Annotated in this window: 20 protein-coding genes; 7 read left to right on the forward strand and 13 right to left on the reverse strand. The window is 64.4% G+C overall.

What is annotated here, in order from left to right; translation table 11 throughout:
* Positions 1 to 22 precede the first annotated feature (22 nt).
* Positions 23 to 694: a ceramidase domain-containing protein gene (locus LB569_RS31025; RefSeq protein WP_224695308.1), complete on the reverse strand. Its 672-nt coding sequence runs from the start codon at positions 692 to 694 to the stop codon at positions 23 to 25.
* A 179-nt stretch (positions 695 to 873) separates the two neighbouring features.
* Here LB569_RS31025 and LB569_RS31030 point away from each other — a divergent pair, with 179 nt between their 5' ends.
* Complete coding sequence (locus LB569_RS31030; protein ID WP_140703741.1) at positions 874 to 1683, forward strand: DUF1223 domain-containing protein; 810 nt, start codon at positions 874 to 876, stop codon at positions 1681 to 1683.
* A 58-nt stretch (positions 1684 to 1741) separates the two neighbouring features.
* Here LB569_RS31030 and LB569_RS31035 read toward each other — a convergent pair whose 3' ends face one another.
* Genes LB569_RS31035 through LB569_RS31060 form a run of 6 tightly spaced genes read right to left on the reverse strand, consistent with a single transcriptional unit; the run spans position 1742 to position 7703 of the window.
* Positions 1742 to 3127: an NAD(P)/FAD-dependent oxidoreductase gene (locus LB569_RS31035; protein ID WP_224695309.1), complete on the reverse strand. Its 1386-nt coding sequence runs from the start codon at positions 3125 to 3127 to the stop codon at positions 1742 to 1744.
* 19 nt (positions 3128 to 3146) lie between these two features.
* Positions 3147 to 4259 (reverse strand): ABC transporter ATP-binding protein, encoded by a 1113-nt coding sequence (locus tag LB569_RS31040; protein ID WP_224695310.1) that lies wholly within the window; start codon positions 4257 to 4259, stop codon positions 3147 to 3149.
* A complete protein-coding gene (locus LB569_RS31045; protein ID WP_224695311.1) occupies positions 4256 to 5053 on the reverse strand; it encodes an ABC transporter permease in 798 nt (265 codons plus the stop codon). Before LB569_RS31045 ends, LB569_RS31040 begins: the two co-directional genes overlap by 4 nt.
* Positions 5053 to 5916, reverse strand: coding sequence for an ABC transporter permease (locus tag LB569_RS31050; protein WP_224695312.1), 864 nt, complete (start codon positions 5914 to 5916; stop codon positions 5053 to 5055). The genes LB569_RS31045 and LB569_RS31050 overlap by 1 nt, the downstream gene beginning before the upstream one ends.
* Positions 5917 to 5937: 21 nt before the next feature.
* Positions 5938 to 7008: an extracellular solute-binding protein gene (locus LB569_RS31055; protein ID WP_224695313.1), complete on the reverse strand. Its 1071-nt coding sequence runs from the start codon at positions 7006 to 7008 to the stop codon at positions 5938 to 5940.
* A 35-nt stretch (positions 7009 to 7043) separates the two neighbouring features.
* Positions 7044 to 7703 (reverse strand): helix-turn-helix domain-containing protein, encoded by a 660-nt coding sequence (locus LB569_RS31060; protein ID WP_224695314.1) that lies wholly within the window; start codon positions 7701 to 7703, stop codon positions 7044 to 7046.
* A 510-nt stretch (positions 7704 to 8213) separates the two neighbouring features.
* Between LB569_RS31060 and LB569_RS31065 the strand changes: the two genes are divergently transcribed.
* A complete protein-coding gene (locus LB569_RS31065; protein WP_140703755.1) occupies positions 8214 to 8600 on the forward strand; it encodes a DUF2794 domain-containing protein in 387 nt (128 codons plus the stop codon).
* A 98-nt stretch (positions 8601 to 8698) separates the two neighbouring features.
* On the opposite strand, the gene LB569_RS31070 is transcribed toward LB569_RS31065, so the two are convergent.
* The 4 genes from LB569_RS31070 to LB569_RS31085 form a co-directional block, all read right to left on the reverse strand.
* Entirely contained in the window at positions 8699 to 9265 is a 567-nt protein-coding gene (locus tag LB569_RS31070; RefSeq protein ID WP_224695315.1) for a GNAT family N-acetyltransferase, read from the reverse strand.
* A gap of 117 nt (positions 9266 to 9382) precedes the next feature.
* Positions 9383 to 10156, reverse strand: a complete 774-nt coding sequence (locus LB569_RS31075; protein ID WP_140703759.1) for a Bax inhibitor-1/YccA family protein — start codon at positions 10154 to 10156, stop codon at positions 9383 to 9385.
* 228 nt (positions 10157 to 10384) lie between these two features.
* Positions 10385 to 12934, reverse strand: a complete 2550-nt coding sequence (locus tag LB569_RS31080) for an ABC transporter permease (protein WP_224695316.1) — start codon at positions 12932 to 12934, stop codon at positions 10385 to 10387.
* The gene (locus LB569_RS31085; RefSeq protein WP_224695317.1) at positions 12934 to 13629 is read right to left on the reverse strand and encodes an ABC transporter ATP-binding protein; all 696 of its coding nucleotides are present in this window, start codon (positions 13627 to 13629) and stop codon (positions 12934 to 12936) included. The genes LB569_RS31080 and LB569_RS31085 overlap by 1 nt, the downstream gene beginning before the upstream one ends.
* An 85-nt stretch (positions 13630 to 13714) precedes the next feature.
* Here LB569_RS31085 and LB569_RS31090 point away from each other — a divergent pair, with 85 nt between their 5' ends.
* Positions 13715 to 14359, forward strand: a complete 645-nt coding sequence (locus LB569_RS31090) for an arylesterase (protein ID WP_224695318.1) — start codon at positions 13715 to 13717, stop codon at positions 14357 to 14359.
* A gap of 126 nt (positions 14360 to 14485) precedes the next feature.
* Positions 14486 to 15079 carry an RNA 2',3'-cyclic phosphodiesterase gene (gene thpR, locus LB569_RS31095; protein WP_140703767.1) on the forward strand — a complete coding sequence of 198 codons (594 nt, stop codon included), beginning with the start codon at positions 14486 to 14488 and terminating at the stop codon, positions 15077 to 15079.
* On the opposite strand, the gene LB569_RS31100 is transcribed toward thpR, so the two are convergent.
* A complete protein-coding gene (locus tag LB569_RS31100) occupies positions 14986 to 15501 on the reverse strand; it encodes a low molecular weight protein-tyrosine-phosphatase (protein WP_224695319.1) in 516 nt (171 codons plus the stop codon). The two genes, thpR and LB569_RS31100, sit on opposite strands and share 94 nt — an antisense overlap.
* Positions 15502 to 15551: 50 nt before the next feature.
* On the opposite strand from LB569_RS31100, the gene LB569_RS31105 reads away from it, so the two are divergent.
* From LB569_RS31105 to LB569_RS31115, 3 genes are all read left to right on the forward strand, one after another.
* Positions 15552 to 15848 carry a 4a-hydroxytetrahydrobiopterin dehydratase gene (locus LB569_RS31105; RefSeq protein ID WP_140703771.1) on the forward strand — a complete coding sequence of 99 codons (297 nt, stop codon included), beginning with the start codon at positions 15552 to 15554 and terminating at the stop codon, positions 15846 to 15848.
* 137 nt (positions 15849 to 15985) lie between these two features.
* Positions 15986 to 16348: a YkvA family protein gene (locus LB569_RS31110; protein WP_224537010.1), complete on the forward strand. Its 363-nt coding sequence runs from the start codon at positions 15986 to 15988 to the stop codon at positions 16346 to 16348.
* 285 nt (positions 16349 to 16633) lie between these two features.
* Positions 16634 to 17137 (forward strand): invasion associated locus B family protein, encoded by a 504-nt coding sequence (locus tag LB569_RS31115; protein ID WP_127278701.1) that lies wholly within the window; start codon positions 16634 to 16636, stop codon positions 17135 to 17137.
* 82 nt (positions 17138 to 17219) lie between these two features.
* Here the strand turns inward: LB569_RS31115 and LB569_RS31120 are convergent, their stop codons facing one another.
* Positions 17220 to 17570, reverse strand: coding sequence for a hypothetical protein (locus LB569_RS31120; protein WP_140703775.1), 351 nt, complete (start codon positions 17568 to 17570; stop codon positions 17220 to 17222).
* Positions 17571 to 17591: the final 21 nt, after the last annotated feature.

Raw genomic sequence — 17591 nt, forward strand, 5'->3', positions numbered from 1 at the left:
ACTCCCCTACTCCCCTACTCCCCTACTCCCTTGCTGCCGGCGCCCCATACCGCGCCACGGCCGCCAAAAGCACCCCCAGCATCAGCCCGTTCAGCACGTGCCACAGGAAGTGCGTGCCGAGCGGAAAGCTGGCGCAGACCAGCGGGTCGATCATGCGGCAGATGACGGAGACGACGAAGATCGCCGACCCCGTCAGATTGTACCAGCCGGCCCGGTTGCCGCTGACCGTCACCCAGACGCCGAAGAAGGCCAGCGCCAGGAATGGCGGCAGATAACCCGTCGTGCCGTTCGATGCCTGGTGCAGCCAGTCCGGCACTGCAAAGGTGATCGCCCCGGCAACGACATAGAAGACGATGAAAACAACGATTGCCTTGCCCCAATCCAGGCCGAGGAAGCGATGCAGGTTGAACAGCGTATATGCCAGCGTGAAACCCGCGATCGGCAGCACGTCGACCCAGACCGTGCCTCTCGTGGCAAAGGTATGGAAGATGGTCGAGCCGATGCCGATCGCCACCACCCACCAGGCCAGAATCTCGGCGAAGGTGCCGGTCTTGCAGCGCCGTACCTCCCGCACGCCCCACAGTCCTGCGGCGATGAAGGCAAGGTTCGTCAAAGCATTGACCGGCTCGGACCAAAGTCCAGGGCCGGTTCGCTCGCAATAGAGATCGACGGGAGTGAGGAGAACCTGCCACATGGGGATGATGCCGCCGCTGAATCGAACCACGCCTTGAAATGCAGTGGCTTCTCCTATTGCGGCCTTACCTCACGGTTGCAACGGAAAATTTCACCGCAACGTGACTTCCCGTTGACTTCCCGTTCTGCCACATATTTCGGCAAAGCAGAACAAAGCCGGCGTCACCGGCGGGAATTGGAATGGTCATGGCTTCGCGAAGATCACTGTGGCTGGCAGCCTTCGCGCTGGCTCTCTCGGCGCTTGCCGGCGCCGGCCATGCGGGCGAGGCCGAACGAACCCAGGCAGACAAGCCCCAGCAGGACAAGCCGCTCGGCGTGGTCGAACTGTTCACCAGCCAGGGCTGCAGCTCCTGCCCGCCGGCGGACGCGTTCTTCGCCGAACTCGCCACCAGGCAGGACCTTGTCGCGCTCGCCTATCACGTCGATTACTGGGATTATCTCGGCTGGAAGGACACGCTGAGCCACAAGGAAAACACCGAGCGGCAATATGACTATATGCGCTACTTCAGCAGCCGCTCCGTCTATACGCCGCAAGCGGTCCTGAACGGCCGCATGCATGTCAACGGCGCCAATCGCGGCGAGGTCGACGGCGCGCTTGCCCGCATGGCCCGTGCCGGCGAAGGCATGCGTGTTCCCGTCAAGGTCAGCCGCACCGGCGACCGCGTGATCATCGACACCGGTGATGCCGGCACCGGTCCGAACGACGCCCATGTCGTCATCGTCTATTTCGACGCGCCGCAGACGGTCAAGATCGCCGAGGGTGAGAACTCCGGCCGCAAGATGACCTATTGGAACGCGGTCACCGGTATCCAGACCGCCGGCATGTGGCACGGCAAGGCGCAGCGCTTCGAATTGCCGCTGAGCGAGATCACCAAGAAGGGCGGCTCCGCCGTGCTTCTGCAGTCGGTCGGCAAGGATGGCCTTCCGGGACCCATCCTGGGTGCGGCTTTCATCCACAAGCCCGAGACCTCCCTCGATCGAAAACTGTAACGTCACCGGTTCGGGGCATTCCAGAGCGAAGCCCTTACGCATTCTGGCACGAATGAGTTCAATGTCCGGTCAGGCGATCGGCAAGGGCCGCAAGACGTGAGGTCCGGCCCAAGCCGTTTGCTTCACGACGGTCGGCGATGCGATAGAGCTGGTACATGGAGTGGACGCCGAGCCAGCGCAGCGGCTCCGGCTCCCATTTTTTCACCGTACGGTTGACCCAGGGCAGCCGGGTCAGCTCGGTGTCATGTCCGAGCACGAGGTCGCGCAAGGTGCGGCCCGACAGGTTGGAACTCGAGACGCCCAGCCCGACATAGCCGCCGGCCCAGCCGATGCCGGTCTCGCGGTCAAAGCCCGACGTGGTGCACCAGTCGCGCGGCACGCCAAGCGTCCCGCACCAGGCATGGTCGAGGCGCACGCCCTTGGTCTGCGGCAACAGCCTGGTCAGCACCTCGTGCAGCTGGTCGATGGTAGCCTGCTGGGTCTGGCCCCGCACATCGGTGCGTGAGCCGAAGCGGTAGGGCACGCCACGGCCGCCCATGGCGATGCGGCCTTCGCGCGTGCGCTGCGCGTAGCAATAGGTGTGGGCGGCATCGCCCAGCACCTCGTAGCCGTTCCAGCCGATCTTGTCCCAGAGTTCCCGCGGCAGCTTCTCCGTCACCACAATGGCGCTGTTCAGCGGCAGCCAGAGACGCTCATAGCCGGGAATGCCCGCCGTGAATCCCTCGGTGGCGCGCACAATCTTTTGCGCCCGCACGATGCCTCTGGTGGTCGTGACCTTGCCCTTCTCGATCGCCAGCACCTGCGTCTGCTCGTAGATCGGCACCCCTGATCGCACCACTGCCGCGGCCAGACCCTGGGCGAGCTTGGCCGGCTGCACGCGCGCGACGTTGCGCACGACAAAACCGCCCAGCACCTTGTCGATGGCGATGCGCTCGCGCGCCTCACGCGCGTCAAGAAGGGCGAGCCGTTCCGGCGGCATCTCCCATGCCAGCAGTTCCTCATATTCGGCCTTGGCGCGCTGCAACTGCGCGGCGTTGGTGGCGACGGTGACGTTGTCGACACGGCGGATATCGGCGTCGATGCCCTCGGCTTGCGTCACCGCGATCACCTCATCGACCGTGCCGAACATGGCGCGCTGCATGTCGATCACGGCGCCGCGCGACGATGTCTTCGCGTATTTCTCGCGCGACCAGCTGAAGCCGCCCGACAGCCAGCCGCCATTGCGGCCGGAGGCGCCGAAGCCGGCGAACTCCTTCTCGACGATGGCGATGCGCAACGAAGGCTGCGCCTTCTTCAGATAGTAGGCGGTCCACAGGCCGGTATAGCCGGCGCCGACGATGCAGACATCGGCCTCGATGTCGCCGGGCAAGGGCGGGCGATAGGCCGGCACGCCGCCGATATCGGCATACCAGAACGACACGTCGCCATTGTGCTTGGCTTGCATTTTGAGATCCGTTCCGAAATCAGGTGAGCGTCAGGTCGGCCTTGTCGTCGTCGTCGAGCAGCTTCACGTCGCTGCCGGCGAACAGCAAATCGACCTCGTCGCCGATGGCGAAGGACTGCGCCTCGAGCGTCGAGCGCACGATCGCCTTCGACCCGTCGGCCAGATCGACCTCGTATTTGGAGCCCGAGCCGAGATAGATGGCTTCGCCGATACGCCCCGTGAGCCGATTGCGGCCATCGTTGCCGGCGCCGGGGCGGGCCAACGCCAGCTTTTCGGGCCGCAGCAGCATCACCGGCTTGCCGCCATTGGCGAGCCGCTTGGCTGTCGCCACTTTCTGGCCTGATATCTCGATCGCCGTCTCCCCACCGGAAGTGGCGGCTGGTCCGCGCAGCACGGTGGAATCGCCAACGAACTTGCCGACGAACAGCGTCGCCGGTTCGTCATACAACTCGCGCCCGGTGCCGATCTGTTCGATGCGGCCCCGGTTGAACACGGCGATGCGGTCCGACAGCACGAGCGCCTCTTCCTGGTCGTGCGTCACATAGACGAAGGTGGTGCCGAGTTCGCGGTGGATGCGCTTGATTTCGAGCTGCAGCCATTCGCGCAGTTTCTTGTCGAGCGCGCCGAGCGGCTCGTCCATTAGCAGCAGCGGCGGATCGAAGACGATGGCGCGGGCGAGCGCCACGCGCTGCTGCTGGCCGCCCGAAAGCTCGCTGGGGTAGCGGTGGCCGAAATCCGCCATCTTGACCATGTCGAGCGCGTGGCGGACGCGACGTTCGCGCTCTGCCCCGGTGACGCCGCGCAGCCTCAGTGGATAGGCGACGTTGCGGTCGACCGTCATGTGCGGGAACAATGCATAGTGCTGGAACACCACGCCGATGTTGCGCTTGTGCGCCGGCACGCCGACAACGCTCTTCTCCCCGACCAGCAGCTTGCCGCTGGTCACGTCGGTAAACCCGGCGATCACGTTCAGCGTCGTCGTCTTGCCCGAGCCGCTGGGGCCGAGCAGCGTCATGAATTCACCCGGCTCGATGCGCAGCGACACGCCGTCGAGCGCCTTGAAGGCGCCATAGGCCTTGCTGACCTGCTCCAGGTCGATCGCCGCACCGCGATTTTGCGCCTTCGGATTCATGAGGCTCCCTTCCGCTCACGACCAAGAAGCAGCATGCCGCCGCCGATCAGGAGTGTCGTTGCGCATAACAGGATCGTGCCGACGGCCGCGACCGTCGGGTCGGCGTCGCGTGTGATCGAAGCGAAGATCTGCACCGGCAGCGTCTTGAGATACGGGTTGGTGATGAACAGCGACACGACGATCTCATCGAAGGAGGTGGCGAAGGCGAACAGCAAGCCTGACATGACGCCGGGCGCGATCAGCGGCAGCGTCACCGTGCGGAACGTGGTGAGCGCATTCGCGCCCAGGCTCGCGGCGGCAGTCTCCAGCCGCTTGTCGAAAACTTCGAGATTGGCCGAGACGGCGATCAGCACGAAGGGCAGTGCCAGGATGGTGTGGGCAAGCACGAAGCCGAGCAGCGTGCCGACAAGCCGTGTGTCGAGATAGACGGCGTAGATGCCGATGGCCAGCACCACGCCCGGCACCACCATCGGCGTCAGCATCAGAATGCGCAGGAGGTTTGCCGGCCGCGCCTGCATGCGGTCGAGGCCGAACGCGGCAAGGGTGCCGAGCACGGTTGCCACAACCGCGACGATCGATGCGACTTTCAGTGAATTGAGGAAGCTGTTCGACCAGTCCGGATTGGTGACGAAGTTTTCGTACCATTGCCAGGAGAAGCCGTGCGGCGGAAACGCCAGCGATTTGTTCTCGTTGAACGACATCGGCACCACGACCAGCGTCGGCGCCACCAACCATATGGCCACCAGCAGGCAGACAAGGCCCAGCATGATGCGCGTGAGCGGCTTCATCTCCATCAGGACCGCCCCGCTTGCCGGTGCCTGGAGCGCATCACCGGAGCGGCGAGCGCCAGGAGCACGAAGGTCGTGACCAGCAGCACGACGCCCATGGCGCCGCCCCTGCCCCATTGCAGCAGGCTGAGCACCTGCGTCTGCACCAGCGTCGACAGCATGGTCGAGCGCGGTCCGCCGAGCAGGGCTGGCGTGATGTAGAAACCGAGCGCCAGGATGAAGACGATGACCGCGCCGGCATAGACGCCAGGCAGCGACAGCGGCAGATACACGGTGAGGAAGGCGCGTGACGGCCTCGCCCCGAGGCTGCGCGCGGCTTGCACCAGCCTGAGATCGATACCTTTCATGACCGAATAGAGCGGCAGGATCATGAACGGCAAAAGCACCTGCGCCATGCCGATGACCACGCCCGTCTGGGTGCGGATCAGCCTGACACCACCGAAGCCGAGCGAGCGCAGGATCGAGTTGATCACCCCGGAGTCCTGCAGCAATATCACCCAGGACAGGGTGCGCACCACGCCACTCACCCAAAACGGGATCAGGACGCATAACAGCAGCAGCAAACGCACGCGCGGTCCGACCGCGGTCATCAGATAGGCATAGGGATAGGCGCAAACCACGCATACCAGCGTGACCCAGGCCGAGATGACGAAGGTCCGCTGGAGCACAATAAGGTTGATCGGCACACTGAAGAACCAGACATAGTTCTGCAGACCCCACTGCGGCTCCGACATGCTGCGCACGACGATGGTGAGCAGCGGATAGCCGATCACCGCCAGGAGCAGCACCAGCGCCGGCAGCGCGAGCGCGAACGGCCGCCATGCCCGGCGCCTTTCGGCGGCCGGAATGGTTGGCTCGGACGCGCTCACGGCCTCTGTTCCTTCAGCCGGTCAGTTGCCGGACATCAGTGCGGACCACTTTTCCTGCGCCACCGCGAAGTTCGGGACCCAGAACTTGAAGTTCTGCTTGTAGCCCTGCTTCTGGCGTTCGGGCGAGTTGGTCAGGAACGCGGAAACGGAGGCGTCGACCTTGGGCTGCGCGTCGCTGTTGATGGGCGTGTAGGACGTCTGCTCCGCCAGGATCTCCTGGGCGTGCTTGCCGAGATAGGCATTGAGCAGCGCGTAGGACGCGTCCGTGTCTTTGACGCCGACGGGGATCGTCATCTGATCCATCACCACCAGCCAGTCCTGCCAGGCCGGCGTGTATTTGGCGCCGTTCTTGACCGCGGTCATGGCGCGGCCGGTCCACATCATCAGCATGTCGGCCTCGCCGGATTCGGCGAGCTGCTGCGATTCGGCACCCGTTTTCCAGAAGATGGTATCGGGGCCGAGCTTGCGGACCACATCGATGGCCTTGTCGATGTCGGCCACCGTCATCGCCTTGGGGTCGCCGCCGGCAACCTTGAACGCCTGTTCGAGCAAGCCGCCGGTCGGGCTGCCGGAGCCGTCGATGCCGCGCACGCCGGGGAATTTCTGCGTGTCGAAGAAGTCGGCCCAGCTCTTGGGCGGATTGTCCTTGTACTTTTCGGTGTTGTACATCAGCACGACGCCGTAATTCATCGCCGGCACGGAGCATTCGCCGACCTGGCCTTCGGGGATTTTCGAGACGTCGAGCTTGGTGAGGTCCAGCTTCTGGAACAGTTTGCCGCAATAGACATAGGGCGGCAGATCGTCGGTATCGACGACGTCCCATGTCACATTGCCGGACTCGACCTGCGCCTGCAGTTTGGCGATCTCGGTCGGGCCGTCATTGAGCAACTTGACGCCGGACTTGTCGACGAACTCCTTGAGCGCGGCCGCCTGGCCGTCCTGGTAGATGCCGCCATAGGAGACCAGCGTCAACGTCTTGCCCTTCAGCAAGCCCTCGGCCACCTCGCCGGCCACCGGCTTCGATTGCGCCAATGCGGCCGTTGCCGCCAGAACCACGGCGACGCACGCCGCATGCCCAAATCTCAATCTCATGATCAACTCTCCCATTGCAGAACTCGCATTTGTTTTCATTCACCCGGATGCGAGCGGTTTCCGGGCCTGTATTGGTCGAGTTCGAGCGCCCCGGCGGTGGGCGGGCCGATGATCCACAGCACCTCGGCCGGCGTGTCGCCGACATTGACCGTGCGGTGCGGCACCGAGGTCGCGTATTCGACGCTGTCGCCCTCGCGCATCACATGGCGCTCGTCGGCAAGCGTCAGTTCGACGGTGCCCTTGAGCACCATGAACATTTCGTGTTCGCCGCCATGGACATAGGCCTCGTCACCGGTCGAGCCGCCGACCTCGAAATGGCCGGCATAGACCTCGAACTGGTGGATCGGCCGCCGCGACAGGAGCATCTTGCGGCTGTGCACGCCGACCGGAACGACCGGCCGCTCCTCGCGCTTCAGCACCCTGTGCAGGGGCCGGGCATTGTCCTCGAACAGATCGTTTATACCGAGATCGAGAGCGGCGGCGATCTTGAGCAGTGTCCCGGTGTTGGCGCCGCACAGATTGCGCTCGAGCTGGCTGATGAAGCTCGCCGTCGTGCCGGTCATGTCGGCAAGTTGGCGCAGCGAGACGCGCCGGGCCGTGCGCAATGCCTTGATGCGGGGACCGACGCCGCCGGCCTGCGGCACGGCCGCTCCGCCATCCAACTGTTCTGCCGTGGAAACCGATGCGCGTGGCATTGCCGTCTCCGTTTCACTTAACACCCTATTAAGTGGAACGAGAAATGGCAAGCACGGTGCGGCGCAATTAGATCGAAACGTAAGCTTCGGCCGCGTTCCGCCTGCGTCGCGGTCCGGTGTGAAAAGGTCCAAAAACGAAAAAACCGACGCCAGCTTGCTTCTGACGTCGGTCATTTAGGTTTTGGGATCGTCGCACCTGGCTTTTCCGAGGAAAAGCCGAGGTTGGTTCGATCCGACGCAGACCCGTGGGCGGGGGGCTTGGGGTTTACGAGCCGGTGCCGGACCGAACCGTCTCAGGCAACGCCGGTAAATTCGTCGGACATTGGGGCATGAGCGCGGATAAAAAAAGGCAGAAATGTGGCGAAGCATCACCAATTCCAACACGCGTTTTACAAACGTGACTGGACGCGACGGAAAGGGCGCGCCGGCGCTTAGCTTCGCCGGCTCTTGCAATTGCGATCCGAAGGGGCCAACTTTGGTTGGCGAAGATTCATTTTGAAGGATCGAGGCATGACCGATGATGGCGGCGGGATGGGGGATGGAGACGCATCCGCAATATTGATCCCGCTACACGAGGCGCGCAATGCACGCCTCGACCAGCCGGTTCGCTTCGACCGGCGTGAACTGGACCAGATCCTGAGGCTCTACGGACGCATGGTCGCCGCCAATGAATGGCGCGACTACGCCATCGACCATCTCACGGACCGCGCTGTCTTTTCCGTCTTCCGCCGGGCCAGCGAAGTGCCTCTGTTCCAGATCGTCAAGGATCCGAAACTGGCGCGCAAGCAAGGCGCCTTCGCCGTCATCGCGGCGGGGGGGCGCATCCTCAAGCGCGGACAGGAACTCGGCCGGGTGCTGGGCGTCTTCGACGCGAAGTTGAAGGTCGTGCAGGCGTGAAACGGGGAATTGCGAACTGGGGAATTGAAGAATTGGAGAATTGAGGAAGGTGCTCGGCGTTTACGCAGGTGCCCATTTTTCCTCAGTTCCTCAGTTCTTCAATTCCTCCCCCGGAACTTCCGCTCCGGCAGCGAGTCCGGATCGGGCGCCACCGATGCCCCGCCGTTGAGCGACAGCTGCATGAACACCGTGTCCAGCCAGCGGCCGTGCTTGTATCCGGAGCCTTCGAGGCGGCCGGAATGGCGAAAGCCGAGTTTTTCGTGCAGCCTGACCGAAGCGCTGTCGGCGCGGCCATCGCCGATCACCGCGACGATCTGGCGAAAGCCCGCCGCCTCGACCGCTTCGATCAAGCTCCGCATCAGCTTGAGGCCGACGCCCTGGCCCTTGGCGCCAGGGGCGACATAGACCGAATCCTCGACGATGAAGCGATAGGCCGGGCGCGGGCGGAAGGCGCCGGCATAGGCATAGCCGAGCACACCGCCCTTTTCCGCCACCAGATAGGGAAAGCCGCCGGCCGAGAGCGCGGCGAATCGCGTCTCCATTTCGGCGCGGGCGGGCGGCTCCAGTTCATAGCTCGCCGTGCCGTTGGCGACCGCGTCGGCGTATATTTCCGTAATCGTGTCGAGGTCGGCCGGGGTCGCTGGCCTGATCACGATATTGCTCATTCTTTATGCAAACCTCTTATGTGCTTTCGATAACAGCAGAGCCCCGCACAAAAGGAAAGGGCGGCCGTTGGGCCGCCCTTTCCAAACTCGATGGTCCAGTGAAATCCGAGGCCAGCCTTAGCGGCGGTCGCCCATGAACTGGAGCAGGAACATGAACAGGTTGATGAAATCGAGGTAGAGCGACAGCGCGCCCATGATGGCCTTGCGGCCCGCGACATCGGAAGCGTCGCCCTCGAAATACATTTCCTTGATCTTCTGCGTGTCATAGGCGGTGAGGCCGGCGAACACCAGCACGCCGATCGCCGAGACGGCGAAGGTCAGCGCCGACGACTGCAGGAAGATGTTGATCACCGACGCGATGATGATGCCGAACACGCCCATGATCAGGAACGAGCCCATCGCCGACAGGTCACGCTTGGTGGTGTAGCCGAACAGCGACAGCGCGCCGAAAGCAGCGGCGGTGGCGAAGAAGGTCTGCGAGATGCTGGCCGTGGTGTAGACCAGGAAGATCGACGACAGCGACAGGCCGACGAGGCCGGCATAGACCCAGAAGGTCGTCTGCGCGGCGGCGACGCTCATCGACTGGATCCTGAACGACAGGAAGAACACGGCGGCCAGCGGCGCCAGCATGACAACCCAGCGCAGCGGCGAGCCGAAGATCGCGTAGCCGAAGGAAGTCAGCATCTCGCCGCTTGGCAGCGTCGCGACGGCCGAGGCCGGGTCGGTGGTGGTGGCCAGCATGATCGTGCCGATGGCGGCAAGGCCGGTGATGAGCAGGCCAAGCCCCATCAGATTGTAGACCTTGATCATATAGGCGCGCAGACCCTGATCGATGTCGGCGCGGACGCCGGGCACCGCCGACGTCTGATAGTTGCGAATGGGATCAGCCATTGGAAATCCTCGTTGCTTCTGCCCCGTCCGGTGTCGGGCCTCTTGCGGGCCCAGGCGCCGCTGGGGGGCTCCAGCATGCCTGCGGCGGAATATGATGGTTATTCGCGTCGAGAACAAGACCGTAACCTGTTGTAACGGTTCGTGAGGGGCCGAAATGCCGCTTCGCCAACCGTTTGGGACGGCATTCTTACCAAGATTTAACCTGATGAAGCAGGCCCGGCCGGCGAATCAGAGGTTGCGCAGCACGGGCGCCGCCTTGTGGCCGAGCACCCGCCAGGTGCCGGCAAGGCCGATGCCGACCGTGATGACCAGCGAAAACAGAATGGTCGCCACCGCCACTTCCGGCATGAAATGCGACGGCAGGGTCATGATGCGCGCGACGATGTACCAGGCGGCTGCGCTGCCGGCGGCGAGCGCGAAGATCGCGGTGGCGAGCCCGATCAGCATATATTCCAGCGAGAAGGCCGATATCAGCGTCGTGCGCGTCGCGCCCAGCGTCTTCAGCACCACCGCGTCATGGATGCGCGCCCGGTTGCCGGCGGCAAGCGCGCCGGCCAGCACCAGGACCGAGGCGATGAGCGCCACGCCGGCCGCAGCCCGGATCGCCGTGCCGAGCTGGCCGACCAGCCGGTTGACGATGTCGAGCGCGTCCTTGACCCGCACCGTCGTCACGGCCGGGAAAGCGCGGGTGACGGCGTTGAGGACGCGCGCGTCGTCGGCCGTCGAGGCGTTCTTTTCACTAAGCGTCGCGATCCAGCCATGCGGGGCGCCGGCGAATGTGTTGGGCGAGAACACCATGACGAAATTGATGCCCATCGTCTCCCATTCGACCTGGCGGAAATTGGCGATCCGGGCCGTGACATTGCGGCCGAGCACATTGACGGTGACGGTGTCGCCGAGCTTCAGTCCGATTTCCTTGCCTTCCTTGTCGGAAAACGAAACCAGCGGCTCGCCGGCATAATTGTCCGGCCACCATTTGCCCTCGGTCAGCGTCGTGTTTTCCGGCTGCCTGGTGTCATAGGTCAGGCCGCGATCGCCCTTAAGCACCCAGGCGCCCTCGGCCGGTACCTTGACCTTGTCGACATCGACGCCGTTGAGTGCCATCACCCGGCCGCGCAGCATCGGCACCTTGGCCAGTGTTCCCCGCGGCGCCTCCTTGGCGATCAGCTGGGAGAACGCATCGACCTCGCTGCCCTGGATGTCGACGAAGAAGAAGTTCGGTGCCCGCTCCGGCAGGTTGCCCGAAATCTGCCGCCTGAGGTTGCCGTCGATCAGCGCCAGCGTCACCAGCAGCGTCAGTCCAAGCCCCAGCGACAGCACCACCGACGGCGTCAGCGCACCGGGCCGGTGGATGTTGCCGATGGCCAGTCTCAGCGCCACGAAGCGCACGCGCGGACTCTTCCTCGCCGCCCATTGCACCAGCGCGCCGACGACGCGCAGCACCAGGAAAGCAAAAATAGTGGCTCCGACGAAGATCGAGGCGATGCGCTGGTCGCCCGAAAACAGGATCGCCAGCGCTGCCAGCAACAGCGCGATGCCGAGCGCTGAAACGACATAGACGGGGCGCGGCAGGCCGCGGCCTTCCAGCCCCATTTCCCGGAACAAAGCGGTTGCCGGCACGTCGCGGGCGCGGCCGAGCGGCAACAGCGCGAAGGCGAGCGTCACCAGCAGGCCGAACAGGGCGGCCATGGCGAGCGCGCCGGGATAGAAGCCGCCTTGCGCCGGCACCGGAATGACGGACTGCAGGGCGGCACTTGCGGCAAACGGCATCAGCGCGCCCAGCACCAGGCCGGCGCCGATGCCGACGAGCGCGATGATCAGGATCTGCACGAGGTAAACGGCAAAGACGAAGCCGCCGGACGCTCCCAGGCTCTTGAAAGTGGCGATGACGCCGCGCTTGCCGTCGAGATAGGCGCGCACCGCGTTGGCGACGCCGACGCCGCCGACCACCAGCGCGGTGAGCCCGACCAGCGTCAGGAACTGCGAGAAGCGTTCGATGTTTGAAGACAGCGCCGGGGCGGCATTGCCACGTGTGCGGATCGACCAGCCGGCCTCCGGAAAATCCCTGGCCGCCTGGTCCTGGATGGCCTTGAGCCGCGCCTCGTCGGCATCGGCGGGCAGCCGGACCTTGTAGGCGTTCTCCACCAGGCTGCCCGGCTGGATCAGTCCGGTCGCGGCCAGCCCCTCGGTCGAGATCATCAGCCTTGGCGCGAAACCGAAGCCGTCGGAGACCGCGTCCGGCTCGGCCACCAGCCTGGCGCGCAATTCGAAGGTGGCGGTGCCGAGCTTCAGCCGGTCGCCGATCTTGAGATGCAGCCGTTCGAACAGAAGGTCGGGTGCCGCGGCGCCGAAAACGCCGAACTGCCCGCCGAACAGTTCCTGCTTCGTCAGTGCCGGGTCGGTCTCCAGCGCGCCAAAGAGCGGATAGGCCTCGTCGACCGCCTTGGCCTCGACCAGCGCCTGGTCGGATCCGTCGGCGAGCCGCGCCATCGAGCGCATGCCGGCGCTGTGCGAAACCACGCCCAGCCCATCGAGAAAGCCAAGTTCGGCCTGGCTGGCGTCGCGCTGGTTGATCTGGAAGCGAAGGTCGCCGCCAAGCAGCGTCTGGCCCTGATCGGCGACGCCCGCGGTGATGGAGCGGGCCACCGAATTGACGCCGCCGATAGCCGCGACGCCGAGCGCGATGCAGGCTAGGAAGATGAGGAAGCCGGACAGGCCGCCGCGCATCTCGCGCAGCGAGAAGCGGACGGCGAGCTTCAAGGTCCGCGCCAGCGGCATCAGGCGGTGACCTTGATCGGCGCCGGCGCCTCGATGCGGCCGGAGCGCATCGACACCTGGCGTAAACAGCGCGCCGCGAGCGCCGGATCGTGGGTGACCAGAACCAGCGTCATGCCGCGTTCGGCCGCCTTGGCGAACAGGAGATCGGCGACCTGCCGTCCGGTCGCCTGGTCGAGATTGCCGGTCGGCTCGTCGGCGATCAGGATGCGCGGCGACGGTGCCAGCGCCCGGGCGATCGCCACGCGCTGCTGCTCGCCGCCGGAGAGTTCGCCGGGATAATGGGTGACGCGGTCGCTCAAGCCCACAGCCGCCAGTTCCCGCTCCGCCACCGAGAAGGGATCGGCATGGCCGGCCAGTTCCAGCGGCACCGCGACATTTTCGAGCGCCGTCATGTTGGGGATGAGATGGAAGGACTGGAATACGATGCCAATGTTTCGGCCACGAAACGAAGCAATCTGATCCTCGGTTTTGCCATTGAGCAGTTCGCCGGCGATTCGCACCGTACCCGCATCTACTCGCTCCAGCCCTGCTAGCACCATCAGCAATGTCGACTTGCCGGACCCCGACGGACCGACGATGCCGGTCGCCTCGCCGCGCGCCACCTCGAGGCTGACGCCCTTCAGCACATGGACGGACGAAGCGCCTTCGCCGAGTGTCAGGGATACGTCTTGCAGCGCGATGACGGCTTCTGTCAAAATGAAAGCGTCCTATATGGGAAGGGAGGCTTTGCCTGTCGCAAGCCGTCGCCGGAAGAATTCATTGTCATATGGGGCTTGCCGCATGTCTTTCAAACGCCGCTTTGCCGCAGGCCTGATCGTTTTCCTCGCCATTTGCGGCGCCATTTCGTCGGCGCGCGCCGAGCCATTCAAGATCGTCGGCTTCGGTGACAGCCTGATGGCGGGTTACGCCCTTGGCCCGGGCGAGGGCTTTACCGACAAATTGCAGGCAGCCCTTCGCGCCAAGGGCCATGATGTCACCGTCGCCAATGCCGGCGTCTCCGGCGACACGTCCAGCGGCGGCCTGGCGCGGCTCGACTGGTCGGTGCCCGACGGCACGCAGCTGGTCATCCTCGAACTCGGCGCCAACGACATGCTGCGCGGCGTTTCGCCCGACATCACCAAAAGGAACCTGGACGAGATGCTGGGCAGACTGAAACAGCGCAAGATCGCGGTGCTTCTGGCCGGCATGCGGGCGGCCCCCAATCTAGGCGCCGACTACCAGAATGCCTTCGACGCCGTCTTTCCGGAACTAGCCGCCAAATACGGCGTTACGCTGTACCCGTTCTTTCTCGATGGCGTCGCCGGCCAGCCTGGGTTGCAACTCGAGGACGGCTTGCATCCGAACGCCAAAGGGGTCGACCTGATGGTCGAGCGCGTCCTGCCGACGGTCGAGCGGACCATCGCGGCGGCGCCGGGAGGCTCGTGAGATCCGACAAAACCCTTCCGTTAGGGAAAGTTTTAGCAAAGCCTGCGACCAACAAACCACTTGCTCCATTTGATTATCGATGATTCGCTAGGGATGACAGTTCGATTCGAGGAAGGGAGGCTCTTCATGCCGCGTCTTTTCACCGCCCTCGAAATTCCGCGTGATGCCGCCCTTTCGCTGTCGCTGCTCCGGGGCGGCCTGCCCGGGGCCCGCTGGATCGACGTCGAAAACTACCATTTGACGCTGCGCTTCATCGGCGATGTCCAGGGCCATGTCGCCGACGAGATCGCCAATGCGCTCGACCGGGTCCACCGCCCTTCCTTCTCGCTGACCTTGTCCGGGGTCGGGGCTTTCGGCCAGAAGAAGCCGCATGCGGTGTGGGCGGGCGCTTTTCCCTCGCCCGATCTCAACGCCCTTCAGGGCGAGATCGAGCGCATCTGCCAGCGGCTCGGCATCCCCGCCGATCCGCGCAGGTTCATGCCGCACGTGACGCTGGCGCGGCTGCGCAACTCGAGCCCGCTCGACGTCGCCCAATATCTGTCGGCGCGCGGCAATTTCTCGACGCTGCCGTTCCGCATCGGCCGTTTCGTGCTGATGTCGTCGCGCGATTCGGTCGGCGGCGGCCCCTACATCGTCGAGGAAGCCTGGCCGCTGTCCGGCGTCGATACGCGTGCCAGCCGTGTTGCCAGCGCCTCCGACGCCTCGCGGATCATGCGGTAGACCGAAGCGAACGCTTCCTGATCCTCATAATAGGGATCGGGCACATCGCGCACCTTGCCCTGCGCGAATTCCAGGAACAGGTGGATGCGATCGCGCACCGCCGCCGGCGCCAGCGCTCTCAGGTCGGCGACATTGGACCGGTCCATGCCGAAGATCAGGTCGAAGCGGTGAAAATCCTCCGGCGTGATCCTGCGCGCCCGCTGGCGCGAGATGTCGATGCCGTGGCGCGACGCGATGGCGATCGAGCGCGGATCGGGAGCGGAGCCGACCTCCCAGCCGCCGGTGGCGGCCGAATCGAGCACGATATCCCCACCGTTTCCGCGCTCCGCCAGCACGGCGCGAAGGACGCCTTCGGCCAGCGGCGACCGGCAGATGTTGCCGAGGCAGACGAAAAGGACGGAATTTATGGGCTTCGCGATCATGGATCCGGCGCTATGGTGACGACTTCAGCGCCATAGCATAGGAAGCGGACATGACGAGAGAGAAACTGGGCAGGCAAGCCGCCGAAGCCGCGCTCACCGGGCTTGACGGCTGGACGCTGGCACAGGACGGCGCCTCGATCGGCCGCACCTTCACCTTCAACAATTTCTCCGAGGCCTTCGCCTTCATGACCCGTGTGGCGCTCGCCGCCGAGAAGATGGACCATCATCCCGACTGGTCGAATGTCTACAAGACGGTCGTCGTGACCCTCAACACGCACGACGCCGGCGGCGTGACGGCGCTCGATATCGAACTGGCCAAGAAGATGAACCGCTATTTCGGCGGCTGAATACCGGCTGTCCATGCTCTGGGCCGGGCGTGGGCCGCCAAATCGGCGCTCGCATCTTGCAGCCGGGGTCGGCTTTCACCACATTTTGATCGGCGGGCATGCGCCAGGTAGCGCATGAGACCCGCGAGGAGAGATTGATGGCGCAAGAATCCGGTTTTGACTTCTTCGGCTTTGGCGACAGGCTGGGCGGCGAGGGCGAAGTGCGCGAGAAATTCTGGCGCACGGCCAAGAAGGCCGCGCGGCAGATCCCCTTCATGGAGGACGTCGTCGCCGCCTATTACTGCGCCATGGACAAGAACACGCCGCTGCGCGCCAAGGGCATCTTGGTGGCGGCGCTCGGCTATTTCGTGCTGCCGGTGGACCTCATCCCCGACTTCATCTTCGGGTTGGGCTTCACCGACGACATCGCCGTGCTGACCGCCGCGATCACCGCCGTCAGCGCCCATATCACGCCGGCGCACCGGCAGGCCGCCAAGAACGCGATCGCGGACAAGAGCTAAGTCCCGCGGCCCGAATCCCGCCGCGCCGGCCCGGTCCCTGGACAGGGGCGTTCAGCGGCGGGCCAAAAGTCAAACTCTTGCCGTTTTCGTGGCCTCCAAGTCACCAAAGGGACGCCGTGCCAGCCGCTGACAAGGCGGCGGCGCGGAAATGGCGGCGGTTTCCTGGGGTGAAGGTCCTTTTCTCTTGGGAACTTCACCGTTTGGTAACCCAGATTAAATCAAAATGAAGCGACGGCAGGACGCCATGCGGCCCGCCTCCGCACCATTTGGAATACGGGAAAAACGATGCGCGGATTGATTGCACTAGTTTCGAGCCTGGTCCTGGCGGCCTCGGCGGCGCCGGCCTTGGCGCAGCAGGCGACCAAGATCGGCCAGCACAATGCCTGGGGCACCTACAGCTACCAGGCGTCGGGCGGCAAGGTCTGCTACGTGCTGACCGTGCCGACCGACAAGCAGCCGCCGACGCTCGACCATGGCGACATGTTCTTCTTCGTCAGCCAGCGGCCCGGCCAGCAGGTCTCCTATGAGCCGCAGTTCATCGCCGGCTATAATTTCCAGGAAGGCTCCAAGGCCACCGTCACCATCGACAAGAAGACCTTCTCGATGTTCACGCGCGGAAAATCGGCCTGGGTGGAAAATGCGGCGGAAGAGCCGGTGCTGATCGCGGCGATGAAGACAGGCACCGACATGAAGGTGTCTGCGAAGTCGGGCCGCGGCAACCCCACCAACTATGTCTTCTCGCTGAAGGGCATTTCGGCGGCACTGTCCTCGATCGCCAAATGCAAATAGGCAAGGCAGGCCAAAGCCTCCTCAGCCCCTTCTCGCTGCGTCCGCATCGCGGCCGCTGACCGGTTATGAGTTCGGCTCCCGGTCAGACGGTCCAGGTCCAGTCGATCGGGTAGTTGAAAATCGGGGTAAACGTCACGCCAGCCGCCTCCATGTCCCTGCGGCCGTCGACGACCATCTCCTTCAGATGGTCCAACTGTGCCGCATGCTCGTCGGTGTCCCAGACGCTAACTTGCACGATCGAGCCCTTCGGCGAGACGCCCGCATAAAAATGAAGCAGCCCTGGCAACCGCCTGATGGCCGGGATTATGTACTCCGAGGTCTTCTTGCTCGCGGCGTCGACCTCGGCGAACCGGCTCGGCTCGTAGCTGGCGCGGGAGACGCGGACGACGGCCGTTGTCGGCAACGACTCGGCCAGGGTGATTCTTTCTGTCATGGGGATCCTATCTCTTGCTTC

The sequence above is a fragment of the Mesorhizobium sp. BH1-1-4 genome, assembly GCF_020165665.1.
Classification (GTDB): Bacteria; Pseudomonadota; Alphaproteobacteria; order Rhizobiales; family Rhizobiaceae; genus Mesorhizobium.